This window comes from Halorubrum sp. JWXQ-INN 858 (genome assembly GCF_009806985.1).
Taxonomy (GTDB): domain Archaea; phylum Halobacteriota; class Halobacteria; order Halobacteriales; family Haloferacaceae; genus Halorubrum.
Genome location: NZ_WUAX01000009.1, coordinates 1 through 26,282 on the forward strand (window position 1 = coordinate 1; position 26,282 = coordinate 26,282).

Below are 26,282 nucleotides of genomic sequence, written 5' to 3' on the forward strand. Positions count from 1 at the left end.
ACTTGCACAGGACGAAATCTGACCAATACTCTTTCAGGTTCGATCCTTGTGAGAGTCGAACTCGGTCGTACTGGGTGTCGAGTTTGAAACCAGCGGCTTTGAACGTGACTGTGGAACGCGGATGCTCGTCGCCGCGTTTGCGGTAGCCGGGCGGGTTCGCTCGTGTATCTCCGTTGCGTCGTTTGCCGTACCAGCCGTTAAACGCCTCAGCGAGTTCTTGAAGGACGCGCTGACTTGACTGAGAATGGAGGTCATCATAGCGTTCGTGGTTTTTGAGGTACGTGGTGAGTTCGTTGTGGTTAGGGATGTGATCGATTTCATCCCAGATCCGACTACACGTCCACCGTCCGACGTTCCAGAGTTTACTGGCTGCGAACCCGAGCGAATCAAGATCGTCTTGCACCCGAGACTGGTTCCGTATGGAAGCAGTGTAGGTTCGAGTGACGACCTGTTTCGCCATATGTAACCTATGTAGACAAACTTACTTGAAGGATTGGATTGGGGCAGCGTGGAGTATCCAGCCGTGACATCGAACGGTGGACTGTGAAGGGTAGTGTCGGATTCATCCCCGCGCTAAAGCGCGAGGCTTTCTCCTTGATTCTCCGTAACGACGAGCCGGCAGAAGCCGTCGGCTATCTTCAAGGCTTTACGTGCGGGCGGCAAGCCATCGATATGAGCCACCGTATCCTGCTGTTGGGGGCACCGGGCGCGGGGAAAGGGACGCAGAGCCGGAAGCTCGCCGAGGAGTTCGGGATCGAACACGTCACGACCGGCGACGCGCTCCGCGCGAACAAGGACATGGAGACCGAGTACGGGACGCCCCGCTCGTTCATGGACGCGGGCGAGCTGGTCCCGGACCCGGTCGTCAACGAGATCGTCAAGGCGGCCCTCGAGGACGCCGACGGCTTCGTCCTCGACGGCTACCCGCGAAACCTCTCGCAGGCGGAGTATCTCTCGGAGATCACCGACCTCGACGCGGTCGTCTTCCTCGACGTGGGCGAGGAGGAGCTCGTCAACCGACTCACCGGCCGACGGATGGACCCCGAAACCGGCGACATCTACCACGTGGAGTTCGACTGGCCCGAGGACGAGGCGATCCAAGAGCGGCTCGTCCAGCGCGACGACGACGAGGAGGACACCGTCCGCGAGCGGCTTCGGGTGTACCACGAGAACACGGAGCCCGTCATCGAGCACTTCCGCGAACGCGGCGACCTCGTCGAAGTCGACGGCGAGGCGACCCCCGCGGACGTTTTCGAACGGATCCGCGACGTCGTCGCGAACTGATCGCCGTCCGGTCGCGGTGAGCCGGTCGGTCGCGGTGAGCCAGTCGGTGCCACGTCAGCGGGGATCGTTCGCTCGACCTCCGTCGTCGGGGGTCGTTTCTCCGGCTGCCGTCGGATCGGGTCCCCCGGCGATCCTGCAAGGTTCTTAACCGTCGACCGCGAACCCGGTCGTAATGAGCAAGGTCGAACGGCGGGTCCGCTCGCTCGTCCGGGAGGACGGGGAGATGCGGGACGCCCTCGAGGTCGTCCTCGACCGCGCCGGCACCGACGAGGGCGACGACGAGGCGGCCCCCGACGAGGTACAGTGGATCGACGTCCGCGACGAGATCACCAGCGGACAGTGGGGTCGACTCATCGAGAAGGAGATCCTCGTCGACGGCGACCGCGGCTTCGCGCTCGCCGACCGCGAGGCGATCGAGGCGGGAATGGAGGAGGAGAGCGACCTCACAGGCGGCGGCGACTTCGAGACGCCGGAGACGACGTCCTGGTCGAAGTGGGACAAGCTGGCCGCGCTGGCGACGGTCGGGTTCTTCGTCGGCTACGCGTTCTCGCCCGTTCGGGACGTGATCGCCGGGACGATCGACCTCGCGTTCGGTCCGCTGATGGAGATCGTTCCCTTCTACGTCGTCATCATGGTCGTCGCGCTCGCGACGGGGCTCTACTCGACGCTGTTGCGTGCGGGGCTGATGGACATGGACAAGATGAGCGTCTATCAGGACCGGATGAAGGACATCCAACAGCGCCGCAAGGAGGCCAAGGAGCGCGACGATCAGGAGGCGATGGACGCGATCCAGGAGGAGCAGATGGAGGCCATGGGCGACCAGCTCGGAATGTTCAAAGAGCAGTTCCGTCCGATGGTGTGGATCATGTTCCTCACCATCCCGGCGTTCCTCTGGATGTTCTGGGTCGTCGGCTACCGCGGGAGCGAGGCGCAGTACCAGCTCGAAACGCTCGTCATCCCGTTCGCGGGCACCGTCGAGTGGACGACGGGCGTCGTGGGCCCGATCCAGGTATGGATCGTCTGGTACTTCCTCTGCTCGATGGCGTTCACGCAGCTCGTCCAGAAGAGCCTCAACATCCAGATGTCGCCGACGTCGTCGTAGAACGACGACGATCGGTCACGACACTTCCTTTCGCGACTTTTCCTTCCACGACCGTCTTCCCGCGACCGTCTTTCCGCGACCGTCTTCCCGCGACCGTCTTTCCGCGACCGTCTTCCCGCGACCGTCCCTTCCCCGACTTTTCCTTCCGCAGTCCTCGCTCGTCACTCGTCGAGGAACGCCTCGACGCCGCGCCGCATGAACGAGAGCTCCGCCCCGAGGAGGAAGAAACGGAACCCGCGATCGGTCCGTTCACGCATCGTCTCCGGGGTTCGGCCGGCGATCCCCGGATGGACGCCGTTGGCGCGGGCCGCCTCGAACACCCGATCGACGGCGTCAACCACCGTCGGGTGACCCTTCTCGCCGGGGTGTCCGAGCGCCGTCGAGAGGTCGTTCTCGCCGACGAACGCGACGTCGATCCCGTCGACCGCGAGGATCTCCGTCGCCCGATCGACCGCCGTGCGGGATTCGAGTTGGACGACGACAAGGGTGTCGTCGTTCGCGCTTCCGAGGTAGTCGTCGAACCGCTCGCCGTACCCGTTCGCCCGGACCGTACCGGCCGCGCCGCGCTCGCCCGCGGGCGGGAACGTCGCCGCCGCGACCGCCCGCTCGGCGTCGGCGACGCGCTCGACCCCGGGGACGATGACCCCGCCCGCGCCGGCGTCGAGGGCGCGCTTCGCCGCGCCTGCGACCGCTGCCTCGACGGAGGGGAGCCTGACGATCGGCGTCGCATCCCGCTCGACGGCGCGGACGACCGACTCGACCCGTTCCGGGGAGTACGTGGCGTGTTCGGTGTCGATCCCGATCCAGTCGAGGCCGGTCCGGGAGAGGACCTCACCCGCGCGGGGGCTCCCCGAGAGGAGCCACGCGCCGTGAACGGCCTCGCCGGCGTCGAGCTTGCGGAGCGTGTCGTTTCCGGCCGTGGCGTTTCCGGTCGTGGCGTTTTCGGTCGGCGTGTCGTCGTCCATCGCTACGTACCGCCACGCGGACGAGCATGAGCGTTCGCCTCGATGGCTCGCCGAACGTCCCGTCGAGCCGGACCGGGGACGGTCGGATCGGCCGGCCGCGGCGACGGGACTACAATGGACCTGCCCCAACGGGCGATAGAGCGCGACGACGGACACACACCATGACCCGGAACTACTCACAGCGACGGTACCTCGCGGCGAAGCGGACGGTCGACGACCGCGCGCTGAACGCGCACGTCCTCGACGCCGTGACGCCGGCGCTCCGGTCGGCGTCGCGGATCGTCGAGGTCGGCGCGGGGATCGGTACGATGGTCGAGCGGCTCCTCGGCCGTGACCTCCTCGGCGACGACGTCACGTACACGCTGGTCGACGTCGACGCCGACGCGCTGGCGGTCGCGGCGGAGCGGATCCCCGACCGGGCGGCCTCGCTGGGGTACACGGCGGTGGGAACGGACGAGGGCGACGCGCCGACGGATGCGTCCGGGGAGACGGCCCCGACCGATCCACGGCACGCCGTCGAGCTCCGCGATGGCGACCGGACGGTGCGGGTCGAGACGGTCGTCGCCGACGCGACGGCCTACCTCACGAGGGCGGCGTCGGACGGAGAAGCCGACTCCGGGCCTGGTTCCGTACCCGGAGCGACGCCGACGCCTGACGTCCTCGTGGGGTGTGCGTTCCTCGACCTCCTGTGTCCCCCCGCAGCGGACGACCTGTTCGCGGCGCTCCCGGACGGCTGCGTCTGTTACTTCCCGATCACCTTCGACGGAGGGACGTGGTTCGGACCCGAGGTCGACCTCGACTTCGACGACCGCGTGGTCGAGCGCTACCACGAGGACATGCGGCGGCGCGACGAGCCGGGAGACCCACACGCCGGCCGCCGCGTGCTCGCGCGGGCGACCGCAGACCACGACCTCCTCGCGGCCGGCGCGTCCGACTGGGTCGTGGCGCCCGCCGCCGACGGCGGCTATCCCGCCGACGAGGCGTACTTCCTCCACCACATCGTCGACACCGTGGACCGCGCGCTCGCGGACGACCCCCGCCTCGACGACCCTCGCCTCGATAACGACTGCCTCGATAACGACCGCCTCGCGGCGTGGACGCAGCGCCGTCACGAGGCGATCGAGGCGGGCGAGCTCGTCTACGTCGCCCATCAGCTCGACGTGGCGCTGCACGTCTAACGTCGACTCCCGCCGACCACACCCCCCTACTGCAGCGCCCGCGTGTGGGCCACGGTGGCGACGTCGTCCTCGCGCACCGACACCTCGAGCTCGGTCGCGGCGTCCGGTTCGAGCCGGCGAACCAGTCGATCGCCGAACACCCTCGCGAGCCGCTCGGCGCTCGGGTTGCGTCCCTCGAAGGCCGGCAGGTCGTTGAGCGTCTCGTCACACAGCCCGTCGACGACCGCCTCGACCGCCTCGATAACCGCGTCGATGTCGACGAGGTAGCCGTACGTCGCGAGGTCGGGACCCCGGAACGTCGCCTCCACGGTGAAGTGGTGGGAGTGAAGCTCTCCCTCACGCGGTCCCGGGTCGGGGACGGTGAGGAAGTGCTGTGCGACGAACGACCGGGAGACCGCAACCGCGTACATGCCCGCACGTATGATCTCGAGAACCTAAACTCCTGAACCCGCGGCCGGCGCGACCCGATCAGTGCGCGCCCTCGATCCGCCCCGACACCACGAGCCAGTCACGGGCGAAACTCGCCAGAAACGGCCCCAACACGAGAATCGCAAGGAGCCACGAGAGCGACTCGCCGGGCGAGGGGAGAAGCACGAGGCAGGTCACGACCATCGTGAGCGCGCCGACGGCGCGCCGGCGGTCGCTCGGGTCCAGGTCGGACACGGTTCGCCCGCGTCGCCGCCGGGCGTGGATCCCGGCGACGAACGCGTAGCGGGCGAACCCGACGAGGAGGAACGCCGCCGGCGCGCCGCCGTAGCTGACCGCGAGGGCGCTCCCGACGAGGACCGACGCGGAGTCGATCTCGACGTCGAGCCGGCCGCCGACCGCCGACACCGAGTCCGTCGCTCGCGCGACCGCGCCGTCGACGGCGTCGAGCGCCGCCGCCGCCGCGAACAGGACTCCCGGGACCCACGCCACGGCCCCGCCCGGCGGCTCGGCGACCAGGAAGCCGGCGAGGACGACCGCCGCGCTCCCCCTGACGAGCGTGATCCACGTCGCCCCCGTGATCGGCTCGGGACCGGCGTCACGCCTGGCGGCCCCGAGACACCGCCAGACGACGCCCGCGAGGAACGCGAACGCAACCGCGGAGCCGACGAGGAACCCGGGCGGGACCGTCCCGCCCCAGCCCGCGGCGAGCCCGCCGACCCCGGCGAGCGCGAGGAGTCCGGTGGCGCCGGCCGTACCCAGCCACTGACGGGCCGCTCGGGGGACGTCCGACGGGGTCGCGTGATCGGTCACGACTCGCGGGCGTACAGCGCGATCAGCGCGAGCACGAGGCCGATCTGTGCGACCTTGTCGACGATCTCGACCGCGGAGAGGTCGGCGAGCCCGGCCGGTTGGTTGACGACGTACCAGCCGACGAGCTGCATCCCAGTGAAGGGGACCCCGACGACGTACAGGAGCCGGCGGCGGTAGTCGACGAGCAGCAGGACGACCGCGCCGACGAAGCCGCCCGCCGCGAGGACGAACAGGACGCCCATCCAGTGGGGGAGAAAGCCCACGCCGAGCACGAGATGGACCGCGGCGCTCACGAGCGCCATGGCCACCGCGGCCCAGTGAAGGGGCGTCAACGAATCGAGGTCCGCTCGCTCCACGATCGAACTCATGTGCTACCTGTACTCACGGGTCGGGCACCTATATATCCACCAGCGGATCGTGGACGGATCCCACCCGTGTCGCCGTCGCTCGGCGGGGTCAGTACGTCAACAACACCTGGAGCGCCTCCTCGGGCCGCCTATCGAGCAGGTCGTACGCGTCGGCGGCGTCCGCGAACGGGATCCGGTGGCTGATAAGCGAGGCGGCGTCGACCCGGTCGAGCCAGTCGAGCGCGACGTCGAGTCGGCGGTCGGTGTCCCACCGCCCGCGGAGGGCTGGATCGATCGTGCTCACCTGGCTCGAGGCTATCGAGACCCGGTCGCGGTGGAACCGACCGCCGAGGTCGACGTTCACGCGCTTGCTCCCGTACCAGGAGCCGACGACGACCCGGCCGTCGTAGCCGACGGTGCCGACGGCGTCGTCGAGCACGGACGGTCGGCCGGAGAGCTCGACCGCGAGGTCGACGTCCGAGACGCGGTCGCCGACGACGTCCGGGCGGATCGCTGCGTCCGCGCCGAACGCCCGGGCGGCGGCCCGGCGGGCCTCGATCGGGTCGACGACGACGAGCCGGTCGAGCGGGAACGCGGCCAGCAGCCGCGCCGTCCAGAGCCCGACGACGCCCGCGCCGAACACGACGGCGGTCTCCCCGATCCGGGGGGCACAGTCGAGCACGACGTTCGTCGCGGTCTCGACGGTCGGGAGGAGCGTCGCCTCCTCGGCGGTGACTCCGTCGGGGACCGCGATCAGCGCCTCGGGTCGGTCGACGAACCGCGTCTGGTGGGGCCGGAACGAGAAGACGGTCCGCCCGAGCCAGTCCTCGTCGACCGCGGCCCCGGCCTCGACGACCTCGCCGACCGTGGCGTACCCGTACCGGAGCGGGTACGAGAAGTCGCCGTCGAGCGCGTCTATCGTCTCGTCGACGCGGACGCCGGCCGGCGCCTGATCGCGATAGACGAGGAGTTCGGTGCCGGCGCTGATCGCGGAGGCGTCCGTCTCGACGACGACCTCGTCCTCCCCGACGGGCCCCACGTCGACGGGACGGGTCTCGACCGCCCGCCGACCGGTGAAGTAGAGCGCGGAGCCGTCCATGCACGGGCAACGGACCGGAGACGCTTAAAAACGGGTCACGGGAGGGGGACGAACAGGTGGACGCGGGACACCCACGACCGCGTCAAGCGAACCCGGTACCGGCGGGGTTTTTGCCCGCCGCCCCACAGGTGATCGCATGGAGCTGTTCGCCGTTCCGGACCTCCCGGAGATCCGGGAAGGGGACGACCTCGCGGCGATGATCGACGATCGCGTCGACCTCCGCGATGACGACGTGGTCTGTGTCGCGAGCACGGTCGTCTCGAAGGCGGAGGGGCGGACCTTCGACCTCGACGACTTCCCGCCGAGCCCACGCGCTCGGGAGGTCGCGGCCCGGCTCGCGGGGATCACCGGGGAAGAGAAGGACCCCCGGTTCGCACAGGCGGTGCTCGAGGAGTCGACGGAGCTCGTGATGGAGGCCCCGTTCCTCCTCACCGCCACCCGGTTCGGTCACGTCGGCGTCAACGCCGGCATCGACCGGTCGAACGTCCCCGGCGGCGACCTGCTGTTGCTCCCCGAGCGCCCCACGGAGAGCGCGGAGCGGATCCGCGCGGGGCTCCCGGCCGACCGAGTCGTCGTCACCGACACCTGTGGGCGACCGTTCCGCCACGGTCAGCGGGGCGTCGCGATCGGCTGGGCGGGCCTGCCCGCGAGCCGCGACTGGCGCGGCGAGCGCGACCGCGACGGCCGCGAACTCGGCGTCACGGTGCAGAACGTGATCGACGAGCTCGCGAGCGCCGCGAACCTCGTCGCCGGCGAGGGCGCGGGCGGGACGCCCGTCGTCGTCGTTCGCGGCTGGGCGTTCGGCGACCACGCGGGGTCGAACGAACACTTCCGCGAGGTCGAGGGCGACTTCGTCCGGCAGGCGCTCCGGGAGTGGCGGTTCGACGGCTGATCCGAGGACCGCCGGCGCCGCAGACACCGCAGACGACCGACGCGATCCGCAGACGACCGACGCAGACGACACGGAGACACCCATGCTCGGAATCGAACTCACCCCCGAACACGACCTGGATCGACTCGTCGACCTCGGCGTCCGCGCCGAACGCGCCGGCTACGACGCCGTCTACGCGACGTGTCACTACAACAACCGCGACCCGTGGGCGTTCCTCTCGCGGCTGGCGGCGGCGACCGACGACGTCCGACTCGGTCCGGGCGTCGCGAACCCCCTCGAGACCCATCCCGTCACGCTCGCCTCGAAGCTCGCGACCCTGGACGAGGCGTCCGACGGCCGGGCGGTGTTCGGCGTCGGCCCGGGCGATCCCTCCACGCTCCGCAACCTCGGGATGGCGGACCGCCGCGGCCTCCGACCGGTGCTGGAGGCGTTCAAGGCCGCCCAGCGGCTGTGGGCGGGCGAGCGCGTCGACCACGAGGGGACCTTCGACGCCGACGGGGCGGGGCTCAACTACGAGCCGCCACAGGGTGACGGCCTCCCGGTCCACGTCGGCGGCGAGGGGCCACACATGTGTCGGATGGCCGCGAAACACGCCGACGGGCTCCTGTACAACGGCTCGCATCCGGCGGACCTGCGCTGGGCGCGCGAGCAGGTCGCCGACGGGCTCGACGACCGGCCCGCCGACCGCGGCGGGTTCGACCTGATCGCCTACGCGGCCGTGAGCGTCGACGCGGACGGCGAGGCCGCCCGGGAGGCGGCCCGGCCGCCGGTCGCGTTCATCGCCGCCGGGGCGGCCCCGCCGGTGTTGGACCGCCACGGGATCGACCCCGACGCGGCGACGGCCATCGGCGACCGCGTCTCCGCCGGCGAGTTCTCCGCGGCGTTCGAACGGGTCACGCCCGACATGATCGACGCGTTCAGCATGGCGGGCACGCCGGAGGCCGTCCGTGAGCGAGCGATCGCGGTCGCCGAACACGCCGACGGGCTCGTCGTCGGTTCCCCCCTCGGCCCCGACCTCGAGGCGAGCGTCGACCTCGCGGCCGACGCGCTCGACGGAGTCTTTTAACCGGCCATCGGCCGTGGAGGATGACTTTTAAGTGACCACCTCTCGGCCGGTGTACTGTTAAACGACCACCTTTCAGGGCGATGCGATGCTTAAAAGCAGTCGTCCGGTGATCGTCCGGCAAACGGTGGGTCGTCGTCGACGCGTGGGTCGTGTCGGACGACCGGCTACTCGGTGCGGCCGCGACCGCCCAGCGACGGGAGCTGGACGCCCATCTCGGCGAGGAGCCCCCCGACCGCGGCGTAGCCGAAGACCGCCACGGCGGCGACGATGAAGAGCTGCCCGACGAGCACTAAGACGACGGTGAGCGGGTCGCCGGCCCCCAGAATCAGGTCGTTCACGAAGATGTCCGTGAACCGGCCGACGTCGGTCACGAGCCGCACGATGAACTCCAGAAGCGCGAACATGGTCGGGGCTTCGAGGTGGGGGTACTTGTGTGTTGAGGGTTCCCGTTCGCCGAACCGAACGCCTTACCCACGGCCGCTGCCAACCCTGGGCCAATGAGTACCCTGCTGTGGGTCCTGACGGGGATCCTCGCGTACACGGCGGTGGCGATGTGGCTGCGGAACCGGGGCGTCCTCCCCGACTCCGTGCGCGTCTCCGGGCCGCTGACGACGGTTCACACGCGACGTGGGCGGGCGTTCCTCAACTGGCTCGCCGGCCCCAAACGGTTCTGGCGCGCCGTCGCCAACCTCGGATTGGGCGGCGCGCTCGTCGCGATGATCGGCTCGTTCCTGCTGATCGTCACCTCCGGGATCTCCGCGCTCGCCGCCACGCAGCCGAGCGCCATCCAGCAGCCGCAGAACTTCCTCATCATCCCCGGCGTCAACGAGTTCCTCCCGCTAGAGGTCGCCTTGGAGATCGTGATCGGTCTCGCGATCGCGATGGTGGTCCACGAGGGCGCACACGGGCTCCTGTGTCGCGTCGAGGGGATCGACATCGAGTCGATGGGGCTCGTCTTCTTCGCGCTCCTGCCGGTCGGCGCGTTCGTCGAGCCCGACGAGGAGGCCACCCGAGAGGTGTCCCGCGGCGCACGCGCGAGGATGTTCGCGGCCGGCGTCACGGCCAACACCCTGTTGACGGTCGTCGTCTTCGCGCTGCTGTTCGGCCCCGTCGTCGGCGCGATCTCCGTCGCGCCCGGCTACGCGGTCGGCGAGGTGAACCCCGGGTCGCCGGCCGAAGCCGCCGGGATCGCCGACGGCGACCGCCTGCTCGCGGTCGATGGCGACCCGGTCGACACCGCCGCGGAGTTCGAGGACGCGCTCGCCGACGCCGGCGTCGACGTGACCGTGACCGTCGACGACGGGGACGGAGAGCGGCGGGTCGACGTCGCGCGCGACCTCCAGATCGTCGGGTCGGCCGGCGGCAACCCGCTCGGGATCACCATTACTGACGAGCCGGTCGCCGTCGAGGCGGTCGACGGCGAACCCGTTCGAACCGAACGCGAGTTCTTCGCGGCGGTCGGGGACGCCGAGCGAGCGACGGTGACGACGGCGGCCGCCGAGGCCGAGATGCCGATCGGCGCGTACGTCGTCGGGATCCAGGAGGACGGCCCGATCCACGACGCGGGTGCGCCGATCGGCGAGCCGTTGACGGTGGTCGAGATCGACGGCGACCGGGTCCACGACGACGACGAGCTCGCGGCCACCCTCCAGGAGCGGAGCCCGGGGTCGACCGTCGAGGTCGTCGCTTACGGCGCGGACGACGAGCGCGTCACCTACGACGTCGAGCTCGACCCGCATCCGAGCCGCGAGGGCGGGTTCATCGGCGTCAACATCTTCCCCGGAACCAGCGGGATCGCGCTCGACGACTTCGGCGTTTCGGAGTACCCGGCCGGTGCGTACCTCGAGCTGCTCGGGGGCGACGGCGGCGACGGCGCGCTCGATGAGGTACCGCTCGGCGGGTTGACGGACTCGCCGCTCGGGCTCGTGTTCGTGACGCTCATCCTTCCGCTCGGCAGCCTGTTCGGGCTCCCGTACAACTTCGCGGGTTTCACCGGCGCGGTGACGAACTTCTACGCCGTCGACGGCGGGCTCGCCGTCCTCGGCGGCGGCGTCTTCCTCCTCGCGAACCTGCTGTTCTGGACCGGCTGGATCAACATCCAACTCGCCCTGTTCAACTGTCTGCCGGCGTTCCCGCTCGACGGCGGCCGGATACTCAGGATGGTCGCCGAGGCCGTCGCGAGCCGGCTCCCGATCGGCGACCGACACGCGGCCGTCAGGACCGTGACGGTCTCCTCGGGACTGATCATGTTGGCGGGGCTGATCGTGATGATCTTCGGCAACCAGATCATGGCCGCACTCGGCCTGCTCTGAGGAAGGGACTGCCGGCGCGTTAGCGCCCGTCGTCGGTGTCGACGGCCGCGTCGTCGGCACCGACCGCCCCGATCTTCTTTTCGACGGTTTCCTCGACTGTTTCCTCGACCGTTTCTTCCACCGTCTCCTCGACCGTCTCGCCGACGGTTTCCTCGACCGTCTCGCCGACGGTTTCCTCGACAGTCTTCTCCACGTTCTCCTCGACGGCCTCGACGACTCCCTCGACCTCCTTGGTCACCTCACCGACCTTTCGTTCGACGGTCTCTTCGACCTCGGAAGACACCTGGCCGACGGTCTCGTCGACCGTTTCCTCGATCTCTTCGACCCGTGGTCGGCGGTCGACACGGTCGTTTACGGCTTCGAGCCGAGCGATGACCTCGTCGACCTCTTTCCGGAGCGTCTTCTCGACGTTCTCGGTGACCTCCTCGGTGACCTCTTCAGTGACCTCCTCGGTCATCCAGTTGGGATCGAACCGGGCCATCTTCCACGTGACGTGGATCACGTACGAGACGAGCACCCCGAGCCCGAACGCGACCCCGACCGTCGTCCCGATGAAGGCGATCAGCGCGATCGCGATGAAGATCAGGATCCCGTACGCGACGTCGACCACGAAGTCGACCCGTCCGGGTTTCATCGTCGATCCCCGCTCCGCGAGAGTGATAAGTGGACCATGAGAACTACCTGCGGGTATGTAACGGCGACGGTAATACCCCGCGCTTTCGGGATCCGTGAACGATCGGCCGCCGTCGAGGCTACGGGCGCGTCCCCAGCCACGACCCGAACGGACGCCGACGGGACGGCGCCGTCGTCCGATCGGGACGTTCCGCAGCTATCCGTCCGGTGTTTATAAACCGTTAATAGTGGACGCGTTCGGGAACGATCATGGACCGTCGGACGTTCCTCGCGACGACCGGGACGGGTAGTGCCGTGCTGCTTTCGGGGTGTTCGTCCCCGCCTCGCGAGGACGATGCCAGCGAGGGGGAGCACTTCGAGGCGCCAACGGTACGCCACGACCTGACCGTCTGGGAGGAAACGGACACCAGCCGGGACGTGTTCAACGAGTCGCTTCCGCTCGTCGACATCGAGGGGTACAACCACCTCGAGATCTACGAGGACGCCGCCCTCCGACGGGAGCTGTCCGAAGGGACGATGGGGTCGTTCGACGAGACCGTCCGCGTCTTCGCTGCGGGGAAGATCAACCTGGTTCCGGGGATCGACACCCTCCCGTTCGGCCTTGGAAGCGGAACGGTTCTGGACGCGATCGAATCGGAGGCGCGGGAAGAGTTCGTTCGAGAGATGGAGTCGCATGGGCTCCGGAGCGTCACGGTGACCCGGACGGGCACGGACGAGATGTCCCGTGGACAAGAGTTCCGGGTCACGGAGTTCCGGTCCGAGTTCAGATACGACGGCATGCGGTTCCCGGTCGAGGGGATGAACGATATCCACGTAGCCGGGGGGCAGCTCCCCGTCGCCGGGACCCTCGCCGTTTGGCACGACGGAACCGACGCGCTCGTTGCGGGCGGCGCGTATCCGGACGAGCGGTTCGAGGAATCGATCCGAAACGAGCTGACCGACCTGATCTCGGTCACGGTCGACGTCGATCTCGGGTTCGATCCACGACGGTTCGAGGCGGAACTGGAAACGCTGATCGAGTCGGTACGGTAGCCTCGATCCTGGATCGTCGAACTGCCGGTCGTGACTGCGGACCGGATCCGCTACTCGACGAGGTTCTCTGGAAGACGGTGGGTTATCCGGAAGACGGTGATTTATAACGTCTCGTGCCTTGTTACCAAAGGTAATGCTCGAATTGTATCAGTTCGAAAGCTGTCCACACTGTAAAAAGGTACGCGAGAAGCTCTCGGAGCTCGGTGTTTCGTACGTGAACCACAACCCGCGTCTAGGGAAGGCACACGATCGGGAAGTCGTCAACCAGCAAACGCACGAGGAACTGACGGAACTGGGCGGGAAGGATCAGGTCCCGTACCTCGTCGATACGCAACGTCGGACGACGCTCTACGAGAGCGACGACATCGTCGAGCATCTCGAGACGCACTACGCGTAGCGAGCCGCTCAACCGATCGTCTTTCGGGCCGAAAGAGCCGTTCCGTACCGGCTCCGGCCCCTCGTTCCACTCCGCTTTTTAAGAGTGTCTTTCGAGACCGTAGACCCCTGTCTCACGTCTTCTAACTGACGAAAACGCTAATTCCGGAGTACACCCGAAATTAACGGTTAATTTCAGTCCGCTCTCCCCGATTTGAACGGGGGGCAAGCCGATCTACAGTCGGCTGCTCTACCAAGCTGAGCTAAGAGCGGGCACTTATTCGTAGTCGTCGGATCCGACTTAAGGGTTCTCTTTCGAGAGCGGTTCGATCCGGTGTCACACGGCCGGAATCGTGAGAGGCGGGGTCGTCGCCGTCCCCGTTCCGGAGACGTCTCCGGGACGCGATGCGCCGGGTATTTAAGTCGATCGCGGGGCGAACGGGCGTATGAGCGACGGCGACGAGAGACAGGCCACCTTCGCGGCCGACGGGAGCCTCGAGACGGATACCCCGCCGGACGCGACCGGCGAGAACGACTTCGGCGAGCCGAAGGAGCCGAACGAAACCGACGGCGGATACAGCCGGTACGACGTGTCGAGCCTGCTGCAGAAGGCGGTTCGGCGCTCCGACGAGGAGGTCGCCGCGTGGGCGGCGTGGGAGCTCGCCCGGTCGGGGTACGCGTGGAACCTCTGGGACCGGCTCCAGCTGTACGTCGTCGAGGACCTCCGCGCGGGCGACGACGTCGCGCTCCTGATCGACCGCTACGAGACGCTGGCGACAGAGCGCTGGGAGCCCGCCGAGTGGCGCGGTCGGTTGTGTGCGATCCACGCCGCGCTCGCGGCGGCCCGCGCGCGCTCCACCCGGGAGGCGTCGAACGCGGACGAGTACTTCCGGCGAGTCGCCGACCGCCGCGCCGCGGCCGCCGACCGCGGCGAGGAGCCGGCCCACGACTTCCCGGTCGGCGACCTCGAACCCGGCGGCCGGTTCGACGCCGCCCTCGACGGCCACACCGGCTCGGGGTCGCGGCTCGGGCGCGGGACCCGGTTCTTCAAGACCCACGGCGCGCGGGTCGGTCCCGAGGGCGAAGACGAGCAGAGCGCACGCTGGCAGCGGCTCGCCATGCTGCTCGACGACGAGATCGACTACGGGGCGGCGGAGCTCGATCGCGCCGTCGAACCCGTCGACCCGGCGCAGCCCTGGACCGACATCGACGACGTGGACGATCCGGACGACGACGGCAGGGAACCGCGCTCTGAGGACACCGACTGAGGCGACCGCGACTCAGGTCCGGTCCCGTCCCCGTTCTTGGTCCCGTCCCCGTTCCTGTTTCCGCGTGATCTTCCCCGGTCGCGTTCGACTGCCGTGTCCACCAGCGCGCGGCTCGGCGTGCCCGGCGGCGCTTCCGATCCCGGTCGCCGTCGCAAGCAGCGCCAGGACCGCGGCTATCGCGATCGCGACGCCGAACCCGGGTGCGTCGTCGCTCGTCGCCGGCTCGATCTCCGTGGGCGTCCCCGTCGGCGAGGGTGTCGGTGACGGAGTCGGCGGAGCCGCGACCACCGCCGCGGCGACGGCGGCCTCCGCGTCGACGACGCCGTGTCCGTGGCGGTCGTCGGGCTCGGTCGCGTCCCCCGGATGGACGGCCGTGTCGACGATCGACGCGTGGACCGCGTCCGCTTCGACCCGCCCGTCCGTCGCCGACACCGCCAGGGCCGCGATCCCGCTCACGTGGGGGGCCGCCATGCTCGTCCCCTGTAGGACGACGTAGCCGTCGGTCGTCCCGGCCTCCGCGCTTCGGACGTCGACGCCCGGCGCGCTCACGTCGGGAACGACGTAGTGGTCGGGCCACTCGGCGGGCGGCTCGCGGAACGCGGCGGTCTTGTTGATCGGCTCCCCGCTGGAAAACGCCGGCACCGTGCGGTCGTTCCGCACCGCGCCGACCGCGAGCGAGTCGTACACGTTCGCGGGCGACGACGAGGTGCCGTGTCCCTCGTTGCCGGCGGCAGCGACGACGACCGTGTCCGCCGCGCGGGCGTTGCGAACCGGGGCGATGAACCCGCCGAACGTTCCGGTCGCGCCGAGGCTCATCTGGAGGACGTCGACGTCCTCGTCGGCGGTCGCGCGCTGCATCGCCGCCAGCGTGCTCGCGAACGTCGCGGTGCCGTCCTCGCCGAAGGCGTCGATCGCGTACAGCGCGGCGTCGGGCGCGACCCCGATGTGTGACCCGGACGCGTCCCCGCCGGCGACCGTTCCCGCGACGTGCGTGCCGTGGCCGTCCGGGTCCGCGGCGTCGGCGACGTCGTCGCTGACGAGCGTTCCGTTCTCGTCGAACGACGCCCACGCGTCGATCGTGACGTCCCGGTGTGTCGGGTCGACTCCGGTGTCGATGACGGCGACGGTCGCGCCCGCGCCGCGCGTGTCGAACCGGTCCCACGCGTCGGCCACGCCGATCAGCTCCAGCCCGGGCGTGTGGTTACCGGTTCCCGCAGGTTCGATCGGGCCGTCCTCGGAGGACCGGCGATCGGAGGTCGGTCGGGGCCGGTCGACCGTGTCGACGACGACGTTCCCGTGGACCCGCGTGACGTTCGCGACCGCGATCAGTTCGTCGGCGTCGACCGCGTCGGCGTCGACGCGCACGAGGACCGCGTTCGCCAGCCAGAACTCGCGTTCGATCGTCACCGCGGGGTGGCCGTCGGCGAACGCCTCGAACGCGGTCCGTTCCGCCGCGGCGTGGTCCCGGAGCTCGTCGACGACCTCGTCTCCCTCGGCGTCGGCATCGTCGACGGCGAGCGGCGGGAACCGAACGACCACCTCCGTGGTCCCCGTTCCGTTCTCAAGGGGATCCGCGCCCGGCGGCTCGCGAGTCGTCTCGGCGACGCCGGTCGTGTCGGCTGAGTCGGTTAAGCCGGCTGAACCGGTCGAGCCGGCCGTCGAGTCCATTTCGACCGCGCCGACCGCGCTGGGTGCATCGACCGCGCCGGGTGCATCGACCGCGCCGACCGCACCGACCGCACCGACCGCACCGACCGCGCCCGGAAGGATCCCCCCCAAGAGGAGGAATAGCCCGACCCCGATGACGAGCCGCCGGAGTCCCGCCTCCCCGTTCATTACCGAGCGATCGGACGCGGCAGGCAAATAGGTTCTGTTGACGGGGACGGTTCGGTTGACGGGAACGGATCACGTCTCCTCGGTCGACCGACAGGACACCCCTCTCACGCGCCCCACTCTCGGTCGCGTGCCCGCGTTTCGGCGGCCGAATGGGCGGTCCCGGACCGGGGAGTCTCGTCGCCTCTCGGGTCGCGACCGTCGATTCCGGCCTCGCGTTCGCGGACGGCCGCGAGCCGCTGGGCCGCGTCGGCGACGGAGTCGAGCACCGCGAGCGAACGATACACGAGGTACGCCCCCGCGAGCAGCACGAGCGACCAGAGGCCGAGGACGACCTGCCCGACGACGACGAGCGAGTAGCCGAACGCGAGCAGGCTGAACGCGACGAGCGACGCGCCGAGTCGCGTCCGGAGCGCGTCGCCGGGCGAGAGGGGATCGTGGACCATGCGCGTGGCTATCCGGGCGATCGCTTAAAAACATGGGGACGGGGCCGATTCAGTCGTCGGCCGGGGCGGCGGAGTCGCCGGCGGAGACGCCGGTTCCGGGGCCGATGTCGATACCGAGCGCATCGAGCTTCTCGTCCGGGACGACGCCGTCGACCCAGCCGCGGTGGTCGTAGTACTCCGCTTTCATCCGGTCGAGCTCGGCGAGCTCGCCCTCGCTGGCTCCCTGTCCGGGCATCGCGTCGGGATGTCCCTCGACGAAGCGGCCGGGCAGGCTGTCGTCCTCGCCGTCGAAGCCGACGAGGTTGTTGTAGTAGCGCTCGAGGTTGTAGATCCGCTCGCCGGCCTCGAACAGCTCGTCCTCCGTCACGTCGCGGCCGGTCATGCCGTTGTACTGGAGGACGTACTCCTCGATCCCTTCCGCGAAGGCGTTGAACTTGCAGATGTCGAAGGAGTCCGAGATCGCGTGCAGGTCCTGGAAGGTGGCGGTCAGCTCGCCCTTGCCCTCCCACTCGTACGGGTCGACCTTCTCCGGGATCCCGAGGATCTCGGCGGCGGGCGTGTAGCCGCGTAGGTGACACGCGCCCCGGTTCGAGGTCGCGAACGCGATCCCCATCCCCTTCATGCAGCGCGGGTCGTAGGCGGCGATCGTCTGGCCCTTGACCGAGAGCTTGTTGTCGTGGGCGTCCTTCCGGTCGCCGATACGGTCCGCACCCTCCGCGAGGAGGTCCGCGAGCTCGCCGTCCCGGTGTGCGATGTCGACGATGAGGTCGATCATCGTCTCGGAGTCGCCCCAGTCGAGGCCGGCGTCGAGTTTCCCCTCCTCGGTCATCTCCATCGCCATCGCCATCATGTTGCCGACCTCGATCGTGTCGACGCCCATGTCGTTACAGCGCTCGAGCATGAGCGCGATCTCGTCGCGGTCGGTGTGCCCGGAGTTGGGGCCGAGCGCCCAGGCGGACTCGTACTCGTACGACTCCACGCGGACGTTCATGTCCTGGCCCTTGTGGTGCATTTGGACCTCGACCTCCTTCTTGCAGGCGACCGGACAGGAGTGGCAGGTCGGCTCGTCGACGAGGATGTTCTCGCGGACGTTCTCCCCGGAGACGCGCTCGGCGTCGACGTCGATACCCTCGGTCCCGTTGTACGCTTCCGTCGAGGTGTACTTCCCGTTCTTCGTCGGGAGCCCGTCCATCTCGTTGGTCGCGTTCATCAGGACGTTCGTCCCGTACATCGAGAGCCCGCCCTCGTTGGGGGCGGTGACGTCGGACTCGCGGATGAGCTCCATCGCCTGCTGGTAGCCCTCCTGGAACAGCTCGGGCTTCGCGGGTTTGGGCATCCGGGTGCCCGCCTCGACGACGACCGCCTTCACGTTCTTCGACCCCATCACGCAGCCGGTGCCGCCGCGGCCGGACGCGCGGTCGTCCTCGTTCATCACGCAGGCGTACCTGACGCCGTTCTCGCCGCCCGGCCCGATCGCCATCACGGAGAGGTTTCGGCCGACGGTGGCGTCGACCTCCTCGTCGATCGTGTCGATCGTCTCGTGGACGCCCATCCCCCAGAGGTGGGAGGCGTCACGGACCTCGACGTCGCCGTCCTTCACGTGGAGGTACACCGGGTCGTCGCTCGCGCCGTCGAGGACGACGCCGTCGAGACCGGCCCACTTCAGCCGGGCCCCCGACCAGCCGCCGTGATGGGAGTCGGTTACGGTCCCGGTCAGCGGCGACTTCGTCACGAGCGCGATCCGACCGCTCATCACGGTCTGCGTGCCGGTGAGCGGCCCCGTCATGAACGCCAGTCGGTTCTCCGGTCCCATCGGGTCGACGTCCGGCCCGGCGTCGAAGACGTACTTGACGCCCAACCCGCGCGCCCCGATGTACTTCTCCGCGTCCTCGTCGTCGATCCCCTGATACGTTACCTCACCCTCCGTGAGGTCGACCTGTGCCACCCGGTCCCTGAATCCACCTAACTCAGTCATGTAATGTACGTTCCTTATATTCGAACCGGAGCCGGTTAGCTGTTCACGTCGCAACGAAACCGATAGCAGTTACGCCCCGACGGACCGGATCGACCACCCGCATCGTCCCAGCCGACCCGACCATTCCACCTTCCCGACCATTCCACCTTCCCGGCCGACCCGACCACCTAACACGAGTCCCTCCGAACGGGACGTCGTGACGTCGACCGACCCCGGAACCCCCGACCGACGCGGCCGAGGGGACATCCGCCGATCAGTTCGGTCCTGGTCGTTCCGGTGGGGGCCGACCGTCGCGTTCGCGGCCCTCCTCGTCCTCGCCTCCGTCGTCCCGATCCCGGGCGGCACGGCGGCGGGCGCGGGCGGGGCACTCCCCTTCGGGGTGGGTCTCACGGACCCGTTCCACGTCGTCGGCTACGCCGTCCTCGCGGCGCTCGCGACCCGCGGAACGGGACGCACGCGCCGCGGCCTCATCGTCGCCGCGGCGCTGTCGACCGGGATCGGGTTCGGGGTCGAGGTCCTCCAGTCGACGATCCCGTGGCGGACGTTCGCGTGGCGTGACGTCGCCGTCAACGCCGGAGGTGCGGCTCTCGGCGTCCTCGCGGTCGCGGCTCGAACCGCGGGCGACGCCGTCGGCGACGAGCGAGCGGGAAACCGCCCGTGACCGTCGACGCGTCTCTCTCCGATGGCGACGCGTCTCTCCCCGATGGCGACGCGTCTCTCCCCGATGGCGACACGGCTTTACGCGCGCGGGGGTTTCTCCCGACAATGAGCAAGCCGAGCCCCGACGCATACGAGCAGGGGCGCGGGATGGACGCGCACAACGCGGTCATGCGCGACATCCGCGCGGAGCGGACCGAGACGTACGACCCGACCGAGCCCACCCGCGTCTGGATCGACGAGGACAACACGCCCGACGGCGTCGTGAACTCCCTCACGATCATCCTGAACACCGGGGGCTGTCGCTGGGCGCGCGCCGGCGGCTGCACGATGTGTGGCTACGTCGCCGAGTCGGTGGCGGGCGGGAGCGTGAGCCACGAGGCCCTCATGAACCAGATCGAGGTGTGTCTCGCCCACGAACGCGAGAACGCCGACGACCCCGCCGAGCTGATCAAGATCTACACCTCCGGGTCGTTCCTCGACGAGCGCGAAGTGCCCGCCGAGACCCGCCGGGCCATCGCCGACACGTTCGCGGACCGCGAGCGGATCGTCGTCGAGTCGCTGCCGGACTTCGTGAGCGAGGAGAAGATCGGCGACTTCGCCGACCACGGCATCGCGACCGACGTCGCAGTCGGGTTAGAGACCGCGACCGACCGCGTCCGCCACGACTGCGTGAACAAGTACTTCGACTTCTCGGACTTCGAGGACGCCTGCGCGGAGGCGGCCGCGGCCGACGACGCCTTCGACGCCGACGTGGGCGTGAAAGCGTACCTCCTGATGAAGCCGCCGTTCCTCGCGGAGCCCGACGCCGTCGCCGATATGACCGACTCGATCCGGCGCTGTGCGGCGGTCGACGGCTGCCACACCGTCTCGATGAACCCGACCAACGTCCAACGCTACACCATGGTCGACGAGCTGTTCTTCGCCGGCGGCTACCGCCCGCCGTGGCTCTGGTCGGTCGCGCACGTCCTCGCGGAGACCGCCGACGTCGACGCCATCGTCGTCTCCGACCCGGTCGGCCACGGCTCCGATCGCGGCGCACACAACTGCGGCGACTGTGACGACCGCGTCCAGACCGCGATCAAGGACTTCGACCTCCGGCAGGACCCGTCCGTCTTCGGACAGGTGTCGTGTGACTGTGAAGCGACGTGGGAGCTCGTCATGGCCGAGGAGACGAGCTACAACATGCCGCTGGCCCGGTAGGCTTCGCGCATCTACGAGGGGTTCGTCCGAAATTCGTCCGCAGTCACGCTTGAAGCCGTTCCGTCGCCGCGCACGCCCCCTTGACAGGCGACACGAGCGGCGGAACCGGGCAGGTCACCGTCATTCGACTGATCCGATTCGAGTAACTGATCGTGGCTCATAGTTCAATCTCGTCGAAAACGTCACGGCGGTGTTCCATTCGGTTCCGCTCGTCGCTGAAATCGTAGTGGAGCTTCAGCGTCTCCGGGGTCGCATCGACCCGTTCCGCGACCGCACGGATCGGTGCCCCTTCGTCACGCATGTGAGTGACCGCACCCGTCCGGATCCGGTGCGGGCTTCGTGCCGACGGACACTGTGACGGTAGTGAACCGTCGCGTTCCCACCGCAACCGGGCGGCGTCACGGACGTGGGCTCGTGGGTCGTGGGCCGGGTCGTACCGGGTCACGAACTCACCCACCGCGACGTGATCGAGCTACTCTCGACGAAGCAGGCGGCACCGTAGGCCGACGACCGCCTCGACGCCGACCGGGCGGACGCGGGACGAGTATCTAATACGATCCACTGCCAAGTGTGACCATGGAACGTGTCGTGACGGTGGTCCCGGAGGCCGGTCTCCACGCGCGACCGGCGTCGAAGGTAGTGCAGGCCGTGAACCGGTTCGACGCCGACGTGTCGATCGGACGGGCTGAGGACGACGAACTGGTCCGCGCCGACAGCATGCTCTCTGTGAGCGGGTTGAACGTCGCACACGGGGAGTCGGTCCGCATCGTCGCGGAAGGGCCCGACGCGGCGGACGCGCTGGACGCGGTCTGTGATCTGCTCACGACGGAAATCGACGGTGAGGCGGAGTGAGAGTCCTCACTGGAGTCGGGAGTACGCCGCTTTCGGGCGTCGGAACGGCCCGCTGGTACCGGCCCGAAGCGGGGCTAACTCTCGCCGATCGCCCCGACTCCTCGACGGTCGATGGCGACGCCGAACTGGCGCGATTCGAAGCCGCGCGCGCTACGGCCCGTGAGGCGATCCGCCGGGCCGGGGCGCGGGCGGCCGATCGCGTCGGCGAGGACGAGGCGGCCGTCTTCGAGGCTCACGAGGAGTTCCTCGACGACCCGATGCTCGTCGAGGACATCGAGACGGCCGTCCACGACGGAACCCTGGCCGAACATGCCGTTCACGACCGGTTCGCGGAGGCGATCGCTCAGTTCGAGGTGATGGACGGACGGATGGCCGAGCGGGCCGACGATCTGCGCGACGTGCGCGATCGACTGCTCCGGGCGCTCCTCGATACCGGAACGGGAGCGGTCGAGCTCGGAACGCTCCCCGCCGGGACCGTCCTGTTAGCAGAGCGGCTCACGCCGAGCGACACGGCCGAGCTCGATCCGGACGCGGTCGTCGGGATCGCGACCGTCGCCGGCGGACGAACCTCTCACGCGGCGATCATCGCGCGCTCGCTATCGATACCGGCGGTCGTCGGCGTCGGGAGCGACCTCGAAGCACTCCCTGACGGCGCCGACGTGCTCGTTGACGGCGAGGCCGGGACCGTCGTCGTCGATCCCGACGAAGAACGCCGGGCTGCCGCCAGTAGAAACGCGTCGCCGGCCGTCTCGGAGCGCGTTTCGACCGTCGACGGACGGGCGATCGAGGTCGCCGCCAACGTCGGGAGCGAGGCGGAACTCGACGCGGCGACGGACCGCGGCGCCGACGGGATCGGTCTCTTTCGGACCGAGTTTCTCTTCCTCGATCGCGAGGCACCTCCAAGCGAGGAAGAGCAGTACGAGGCGGTGAAAGCGGCGTTGTCGACGTTTCCGAGCGATCGCGTCGTCGTCCGCACACTCGACGTCGGCGGCGACAAGGACGTTCCGTACTTGGACCTCCCGCAGGAGTCGAACCCCTTCCTCGGGAGCCGAGGAATCCGGCTGTCCCTCGGTGAGCACGCGGATCTGTTCGAGACACAACTTCGCGCGCTGTTGCGTGCGGGAGCCCACGAACACGGCGACAACCTCGCGGTCATGTTCCCGATGATCTCCAGAATAGAGGAGGTCACGGCGGCGTCGGCGGCCGTCGACTCCGTGGCCGCCGACCTCGAAGCGGCGGGGACCGACTACGCGATCCCCGAACTGGGGGCGATGATCGAGACGCCGGCGGCGGCGTTTCTCGCCGATTCGCTCGCCGAGCGGCTCGACTTCCTCAGCGTCGGCACGAACGATCTCACCCAGTACGTGATGGCGGCCGATCGCGAGAACGACGCGGTCGCCGCGCACCACGACCCGCTCCATCCGGCGGTGTTGCGCGCGATCGACCGTACCACGTCGGCGGTCCAAGACGCCGACGCGTGGGTCGGTATGTGCGGCGAGATGGCCGGAGATCCGGCTCTCACGCCGCTGCTCGTCGGGCTCGGACTCGACGAACTCAGCATGAGTGCGGTCACCGTTCCGGCGGTGAAACAAGCGATACGGTCGACCGACTCGGCCGCGGCACGCGAACTCGCCGCGGCGGTGGTTACCTGCGAGACGCGCGACGAGGTGACGGGCGTGCTCGACCTCGACTGAACCCCGTTCGAGGGCGGTGGTCGGCACCGACTGCGACTGGATTCGGGTCTCGCGAGCTACAGCTTCTCTATCTCGCGGGCCGCTTCGGCCTCCTCGCGGACGGAATCCAGCGTGGCGGACGGATCGGTGGCGGCGACGGCCGCGTTGACCGCACCCTCGAGCACCGGCGCGTCGGCGATGACCGCCTCCGCGTTGCTCATCTCGATCGCGACGTCGGCGTTCATCACGGCGCTGCCGAGGTCGACGAGTACCACGGCTCCGTCGGCGTCGGCGGCGGCGACGATCGCGTTCTCGATCGCGTCGGGAACGGTGCCGATCCCACCGTCTCCGTCGCCGCCGACCGGTTCGATTACCGTGTCACCAGCCATCTCTGCGGCGATCTCGGCGATTCCCTCGGCGGCCCGCTCGCTGTGTGAAACCACGACGAGCCCGACCATCAGTCCTCCTCCGGTTCGGGCGTCGTCCCTTCGTCTGTCCCCGCTTCGTCCGGGATCGTCGGCGAGGTCGCGTCGACGTCCGGCACCTCGCTGTCGAGCTGGTCAGCGGCGACTGCGAGCAGCTCCTCTAGAATGAACAGCGTGCTCGTCGCGCCGGGGTCTTGATGGCCCACGGAGCGCCAGCCGAGGTAGGAAGCGCGCCCCTTTCGCGCGCGGATCGGGACGGTGAACGCGACGCCGCGCTCGGCCGCGTCGACGGCCTTCGCGAGGGCCTCCAGCGCCGGACGGCTGTCCGTCTCGATCGACTTCTTGAAGGTGTGGACAGCCGGGGTGAGCGCGTCGACCATCGTCTGATCGCCGACGCGTGCGTCGCCGCGGTCCTTGACCTTTTCCAGGTACGTCTCGGCGAAGGCGACGGCGCTCTCCGCAGTGACTCCGTCGTCGAGTTCGACGCTTGCGAACACGAGCGAGCCGCCGAAGAGGGGGCCGGACGCCCCACCGACCTTGGACATGAGCGTCTTTCCGACCGTCTTCGCGACGGTCTGTGCGTCGGGATCGTCGAGGTCGCGGGCGGCGTCGGCCGCCGCCGCCCAGCCGCGAGCCATGTTGCCGCCGTGGTCGGCGTCGCCGATGGCGGAGTCGAGCTGGGTCAGGTAGTCCCGCTCGCGCTCGATACGGTTTGCGACCGCCTCGACCGCCGCGACGGCGGCCCGGCCGTCATCGGTCATCGGACGGTCAGCGCCGGCGTGTCCGCGGGCGCGCCGAGCAGCTCTTTCAGCTCGTCGTCGACGACGCAGACGGTTATCGACGCGCCTGCCATGTCGAGGGAGGTCATGTAGTCGCCGACCCACGCGTCCCACGTCTCGATGTCGCGCTCTCCGAGGAGTTCTTGCAGCCGGCGGTTGACGACGAACAGCTCCATCTGCGGGGTGCCCCCCATCCCGTTGACGATGGTGAGCACCTCCTGTCCCGAATCGACGTCGAGGTCGTCGAGGACGGTCTCGGTCAGCTCGTCGGTCACGTCGTCGGCGGGCATGGTCTCGGTGCGTTCGGTCCCTGGTTCACCGTGGATCCCGATGCCAAGCTCGATCTCGTCCGCACCGAGGTCGAAGGTGGGTTCACCCTTCTCGGGGGTGACACACGAGGTGAGCGCCATCCCCATCGTGCCGACGTTGTCGATGACGTTCTGGGCCACACGTTTGACCTCCGAGAGTTCAGCCCCTTCGGCAGCCTTCGCGCCGGCGGCCTTATGCACGAGGATGGTGCCACAGACGCCCCGCCGGCCGGAGGTGTACAGCGAATCCTCGACGGCCACGTCGTCGTCGACGACGACGCTGTCGATTTCGACGTCTTCCATCTCGGCGAGTTCGATGGCGGTCTCGAAGTTCATCACGTCGCCTTCGTAGTTCTTGATGATCGCGAGGACGCCGTCGCCCGCGTCGCAGGCGTCGATCAACGCCCCGAACTCGTCTGCCGTCGGCGAGGAGAAGACGCCGCCCGCGGCCGCCCCGTCGAGCATCCCGTCGCCGACGAAGCCCGCGTGAGTCGGTTCATGACCGCTGCCACCGCCCGTGACCAGCGCGACCTTTCCCTCAACGGGCCCGTCGTCGCGAACGAGTACCTGTGTCTCAGGGAGACGACGGAGTCGCTCGGGGTAGGCTGCGGTCATCCCGTCGAGCATCTCGTCGACGACGTCGTCCGGGTCGTTGATCAGCTTTTTCATAATCAATGACTATGACAGTCCGTGATACATTAAACATAGTGGCGCTGCGGGCGTCGAGCGCGTTCCGCACGTCCTCGCGCACCTCCTGCAGCGCCTCGACGACCTGCTCGGCGACGTAGTGCGACCGGAGTGGGACGGAGCCGTGCTCGCTGCACATCATCCCCTCGATCCGTCGGATCCCACGGCGCACGCTATCGGGATACGTCATTCGCGCCACTCCGCAGCGCGGGGACCGTGACGACCGGGATTTTCGGTCGGGTCCGGCCGATCCACGTCGAGTTCGGCGGCGCTCCCCTTCCAGATCCGCATGTGGGAGTCGCAGTCCGAGCATCGGTGAACGCGAGCGTCGTCGTCACCGTGGCCCCGTCGGTAGTCGCTCGAAAACCGCGTTTCACAGTTGAGACACGTGGACGGATACGTTTCTCACGGAGTCTCAACACGTGGCGTCACCCCCGTTGGAGCGGATGACTCCGCTAACGATCCGGAGTTGCCGTCCGCTTGCGAATAGCTGGGGATCTCGGATCGAAACAAACGTTTAGTGATGGGACCGCTGAGAGTCGAACTCAGGTCCTACGGACCCCATCCGCAGAGGATACCACTACCCCACGGTCCCGTGCTGCACTCGGACAGATGGGAGTCCGGTAATTAAGGACTTCGTTTCGCTGACGCC

The 26,282-nt window shown here is 68.8% G+C and carries 27 protein-coding genes, 2 tRNA genes and 1 pseudogene; 13 read left to right on the top strand and 17 right to left on the bottom strand.

The window, feature by feature from the left end:
• Nucleotides 1-460, bottom strand: a pseudogene (locus GRS48_RS07140) (RNA-guided endonuclease TnpB family protein); the annotation flags it as partial.
• Between the two features lie 212 nt (nt 461-672).
• Between GRS48_RS07140 and GRS48_RS07145 the strand changes: the two are divergent.
• Nucleotides 673-1,284 carry an adenylate kinase gene (locus GRS48_RS07145; protein WP_159485016.1) on the top strand — a complete coding sequence of 204 codons (612 nt, stop codon included), beginning with the start codon at nt 673-675 and terminating at the stop codon, nt 1,282-1,284.
• Nucleotides 1,285-1,456: 172 nt separating this feature from the next.
• Nucleotides 1,457-2,386 (top strand): DUF106 domain-containing protein, encoded by a 930-nt coding sequence (locus GRS48_RS07150; protein WP_159485018.1) that lies wholly within the window; start codon nt 1,457-1,459, stop codon nt 2,384-2,386.
• Between the two features lie 161 nt (nt 2,387-2,547).
• Here the strand turns inward: GRS48_RS07150 and GRS48_RS07155 are convergent, their stop codons facing one another.
• A complete protein-coding gene (locus GRS48_RS07155) occupies nt 2,548-3,351 on the bottom strand; it encodes an HpcH/HpaI aldolase/citrate lyase family protein (RefSeq protein WP_159485020.1) in 804 nt (267 codons plus the stop codon).
• 161 nt (nt 3,352-3,512) lie between these two features.
• Here GRS48_RS07155 and GRS48_RS07160 point away from each other — a divergent pair, with 161 nt between their 5' ends.
• A complete protein-coding gene (locus GRS48_RS07160; RefSeq protein ID WP_159485022.1) occupies nt 3,513-4,529 on the top strand; it encodes a methyltransferase in 1,017 nt (338 codons plus the stop codon).
• Between the two features lie 26 nt (nt 4,530-4,555).
• On the opposite strand, the gene GRS48_RS07165 is transcribed toward GRS48_RS07160, so the two are convergent.
• The 4 genes from GRS48_RS07165 to GRS48_RS07180 form a co-directional block, all read right to left on the bottom strand.
• Nucleotides 4,556-4,939, bottom strand: coding sequence for a 6-carboxytetrahydropterin synthase (locus tag GRS48_RS07165; protein ID WP_159485024.1), 384 nt, complete (start codon nt 4,937-4,939; stop codon nt 4,556-4,558).
• 58 nt (nt 4,940-4,997) lie between these two features.
• Nucleotides 4,998-5,768, bottom strand: a complete 771-nt coding sequence (locus GRS48_RS15215; protein WP_200840226.1) for a CDP-alcohol phosphatidyltransferase family protein — start codon at nt 5,766-5,768, stop codon at nt 4,998-5,000.
• Complete coding sequence (locus GRS48_RS07175) at nt 5,765-6,136, bottom strand: hypothetical protein (protein WP_159485026.1); 372 nt, start codon at nt 6,134-6,136, stop codon at nt 5,765-5,767. The genes GRS48_RS15215 and GRS48_RS07175 overlap by 4 nt, the downstream gene beginning before the upstream one ends.
• Nucleotides 6,137-6,224: 88 nt before the next feature.
• On the bottom strand, nt 6,225-7,214 hold the full coding sequence (locus GRS48_RS07180) for a zinc-binding alcohol dehydrogenase (RefSeq protein ID WP_159485028.1): 990 nt from the start codon (nt 7,212-7,214) through the stop codon (nt 6,225-6,227).
• Between the two features lie 136 nt (nt 7,215-7,350).
• On the opposite strand from GRS48_RS07180, the gene GRS48_RS07185 reads away from it, so the two are divergent.
• Both GRS48_RS07185 and GRS48_RS07190 read left to right on the top strand, forming a co-directional pair.
• Nucleotides 7,351-8,106 carry a coenzyme F420-0:L-glutamate ligase gene (locus GRS48_RS07185; protein WP_159485030.1) on the top strand — a complete coding sequence of 252 codons (756 nt, stop codon included), beginning with the start codon at nt 7,351-7,353 and terminating at the stop codon, nt 8,104-8,106.
• Nucleotides 8,107-8,188: 82 nt separating this feature from the next.
• On the top strand, nt 8,189-9,172 hold the full coding sequence (locus GRS48_RS07190) for a 5,10-methylenetetrahydromethanopterin reductase (protein WP_159485032.1): 984 nt from the start codon (nt 8,189-8,191) through the stop codon (nt 9,170-9,172).
• 164 nt (nt 9,173-9,336) lie between these two features.
• Here the strand turns inward: GRS48_RS07190 and GRS48_RS07195 are convergent, their stop codons facing one another.
• Nucleotides 9,337-9,576, bottom strand: a complete 240-nt coding sequence (locus GRS48_RS07195) for a hypothetical protein (protein ID WP_159485034.1) — start codon at nt 9,574-9,576, stop codon at nt 9,337-9,339.
• 93 nt (nt 9,577-9,669) lie between these two features.
• On the opposite strand from GRS48_RS07195, the gene GRS48_RS07200 reads away from it, so the two are divergent.
• Nucleotides 9,670-11,484 (top strand): site-2 protease family protein, encoded by a 1,815-nt coding sequence (locus tag GRS48_RS07200; RefSeq protein ID WP_159485036.1) that lies wholly within the window; start codon nt 9,670-9,672, stop codon nt 11,482-11,484.
• Between the two features lie 19 nt (nt 11,485-11,503).
• On the opposite strand, the gene GRS48_RS07205 is transcribed toward GRS48_RS07200, so the two are convergent.
• Nucleotides 11,504-12,118 carry a hypothetical protein gene (locus GRS48_RS07205; protein ID WP_159485038.1) on the bottom strand — a complete coding sequence of 205 codons (615 nt, stop codon included), beginning with the start codon at nt 12,116-12,118 and terminating at the stop codon, nt 11,504-11,506.
• A 248-nt stretch (nt 12,119-12,366) separates the two neighbouring features.
• Here GRS48_RS07205 and GRS48_RS07210 point away from each other — a divergent pair, with 248 nt between their 5' ends.
• Both GRS48_RS07210 and GRS48_RS07215 read left to right on the top strand, forming a co-directional pair.
• A complete protein-coding gene (locus GRS48_RS07210) occupies nt 12,367-13,149 on the top strand; it encodes a DUF6517 family protein (RefSeq protein ID WP_159485040.1) in 783 nt (260 codons plus the stop codon).
• A 133-nt stretch (nt 13,150-13,282) separates the two neighbouring features.
• Entirely contained in the window at nt 13,283-13,546 is a 264-nt protein-coding gene (locus tag GRS48_RS07215; protein WP_159485042.1) for a glutathione S-transferase N-terminal domain-containing protein, read from the top strand.
• 177 nt (nt 13,547-13,723) lie between these two features.
• Here GRS48_RS07215 and GRS48_RS07220 read toward each other — a convergent pair.
• Nucleotides 13,724-13,797 (bottom strand) — tRNA-Tyr (locus GRS48_RS07220).
• A 173-nt stretch (nt 13,798-13,970) separates the two neighbouring features.
• Between GRS48_RS07220 and GRS48_RS07225 the strand changes: the two genes are divergently transcribed.
• Complete coding sequence (locus GRS48_RS07225; protein WP_235028025.1) at nt 13,971-14,792, top strand: hypothetical protein; 822 nt, start codon at nt 13,971-13,973, stop codon at nt 14,790-14,792.
• 12 nt (nt 14,793-14,804) lie between these two features.
• Here GRS48_RS07225 and GRS48_RS07230 read toward each other — a convergent pair whose 3' ends face one another.
• The 3 genes from GRS48_RS07230 to GRS48_RS07240 all read right to left on the bottom strand — a co-directional run bounded on the left by GRS48_RS07230 (nt 14,805) and on the right by GRS48_RS07240 (nt 19,046).
• Nucleotides 14,805-16,628 carry a S8 family serine peptidase gene (locus GRS48_RS07230; protein WP_200840227.1) on the bottom strand — a complete coding sequence of 608 codons (1,824 nt, stop codon included), beginning with the start codon at nt 16,626-16,628 and terminating at the stop codon, nt 14,805-14,807.
• A gap of 104 nt (nt 16,629-16,732) precedes the next feature.
• On the bottom strand, nt 16,733-17,071 hold the full coding sequence (locus tag GRS48_RS07235; RefSeq protein WP_200840228.1) for a hypothetical protein: 339 nt from the start codon (nt 17,069-17,071) through the stop codon (nt 16,733-16,735).
• A gap of 49 nt (nt 17,072-17,120) precedes the next feature.
• Nucleotides 17,121-19,046 (bottom strand): aldehyde ferredoxin oxidoreductase family protein, encoded by a 1,926-nt coding sequence (locus GRS48_RS07240; protein ID WP_159485044.1) that lies wholly within the window; start codon nt 19,044-19,046, stop codon nt 17,121-17,123.
• A 196-nt stretch (nt 19,047-19,242) separates the two neighbouring features.
• Here GRS48_RS07240 and GRS48_RS15380 point away from each other — a divergent pair, with 196 nt between their 5' ends.
• Nucleotides 19,243-19,707 carry a VanZ family protein gene (locus tag GRS48_RS15380; RefSeq protein ID WP_321168340.1) on the top strand — a complete coding sequence of 155 codons (465 nt, stop codon included), beginning with the start codon at nt 19,243-19,245 and terminating at the stop codon, nt 19,705-19,707.
• A 104-nt stretch (nt 19,708-19,811) separates the two neighbouring features.
• Entirely contained in the window at nt 19,812-20,906 is a 1,095-nt protein-coding gene (locus GRS48_RS07250) for an archaeosine biosynthesis radical SAM protein RaSEA (RefSeq protein WP_159485046.1), read from the top strand.
• 157 nt (nt 20,907-21,063) lie between these two features.
• Here the strand turns inward: GRS48_RS07250 and GRS48_RS07255 are convergent, their stop codons facing one another.
• On the bottom strand, nt 21,064-21,207 hold the full coding sequence (locus GRS48_RS07255) for a hypothetical protein (RefSeq protein ID WP_159485048.1): 144 nt from the start codon (nt 21,205-21,207) through the stop codon (nt 21,064-21,066).
• Nucleotides 21,208-21,482: 275 nt separating this feature from the next.
• On the opposite strand from GRS48_RS07255, the gene GRS48_RS07260 reads away from it, so the two are divergent.
• Nucleotides 21,483-21,758, top strand: coding sequence for an HPr family phosphocarrier protein (locus GRS48_RS07260; RefSeq protein ID WP_159485050.1), 276 nt, complete (start codon nt 21,483-21,485; stop codon nt 21,756-21,758).
• Complete coding sequence (gene ptsP / locus GRS48_RS07265) at nt 21,755-23,452, top strand: phosphoenolpyruvate--protein phosphotransferase (protein WP_321168341.1); 1,698 nt, start codon at nt 21,755-21,757, stop codon at nt 23,450-23,452. Before GRS48_RS07260 ends, ptsP begins: the two co-directional genes overlap by 4 nt.
• Before the next feature lie 56 nt (nt 23,453-23,508).
• On the opposite strand, the gene dhaM is transcribed toward ptsP, so the two are convergent.
• The 4 genes from dhaM to GRS48_RS07285 form a co-directional block, all read right to left on the bottom strand.
• Nucleotides 23,509-23,889: a dihydroxyacetone kinase phosphoryl donor subunit DhaM gene (gene dhaM / locus GRS48_RS07270; protein ID WP_159485052.1), complete on the bottom strand. Its 381-nt coding sequence runs from the start codon at nt 23,887-23,889 to the stop codon at nt 23,509-23,511.
• On the bottom strand, nt 23,889-24,617 hold the full coding sequence (dhaL, locus tag GRS48_RS07275) for a dihydroxyacetone kinase subunit DhaL (RefSeq protein WP_159485054.1): 729 nt from the start codon (nt 24,615-24,617) through the stop codon (nt 23,889-23,891). The genes dhaM and dhaL overlap by 1 nt, the downstream gene beginning before the upstream one ends.
• Nucleotides 24,614-25,612 (bottom strand): dihydroxyacetone kinase subunit DhaK, encoded by a 999-nt coding sequence (dhaK, locus tag GRS48_RS07280; RefSeq protein WP_159485056.1) that lies wholly within the window; start codon nt 25,610-25,612, stop codon nt 24,614-24,616. The genes dhaL and dhaK overlap by 4 nt, the downstream gene beginning before the upstream one ends.
• 542 nt (nt 25,613-26,154) lie before the next feature.
• A tRNA-Pro gene (locus tag GRS48_RS07285) sits at nt 26,155-26,225 on the bottom strand.
• Nucleotides 26,226-26,282: the final 57 nt, after the last annotated feature.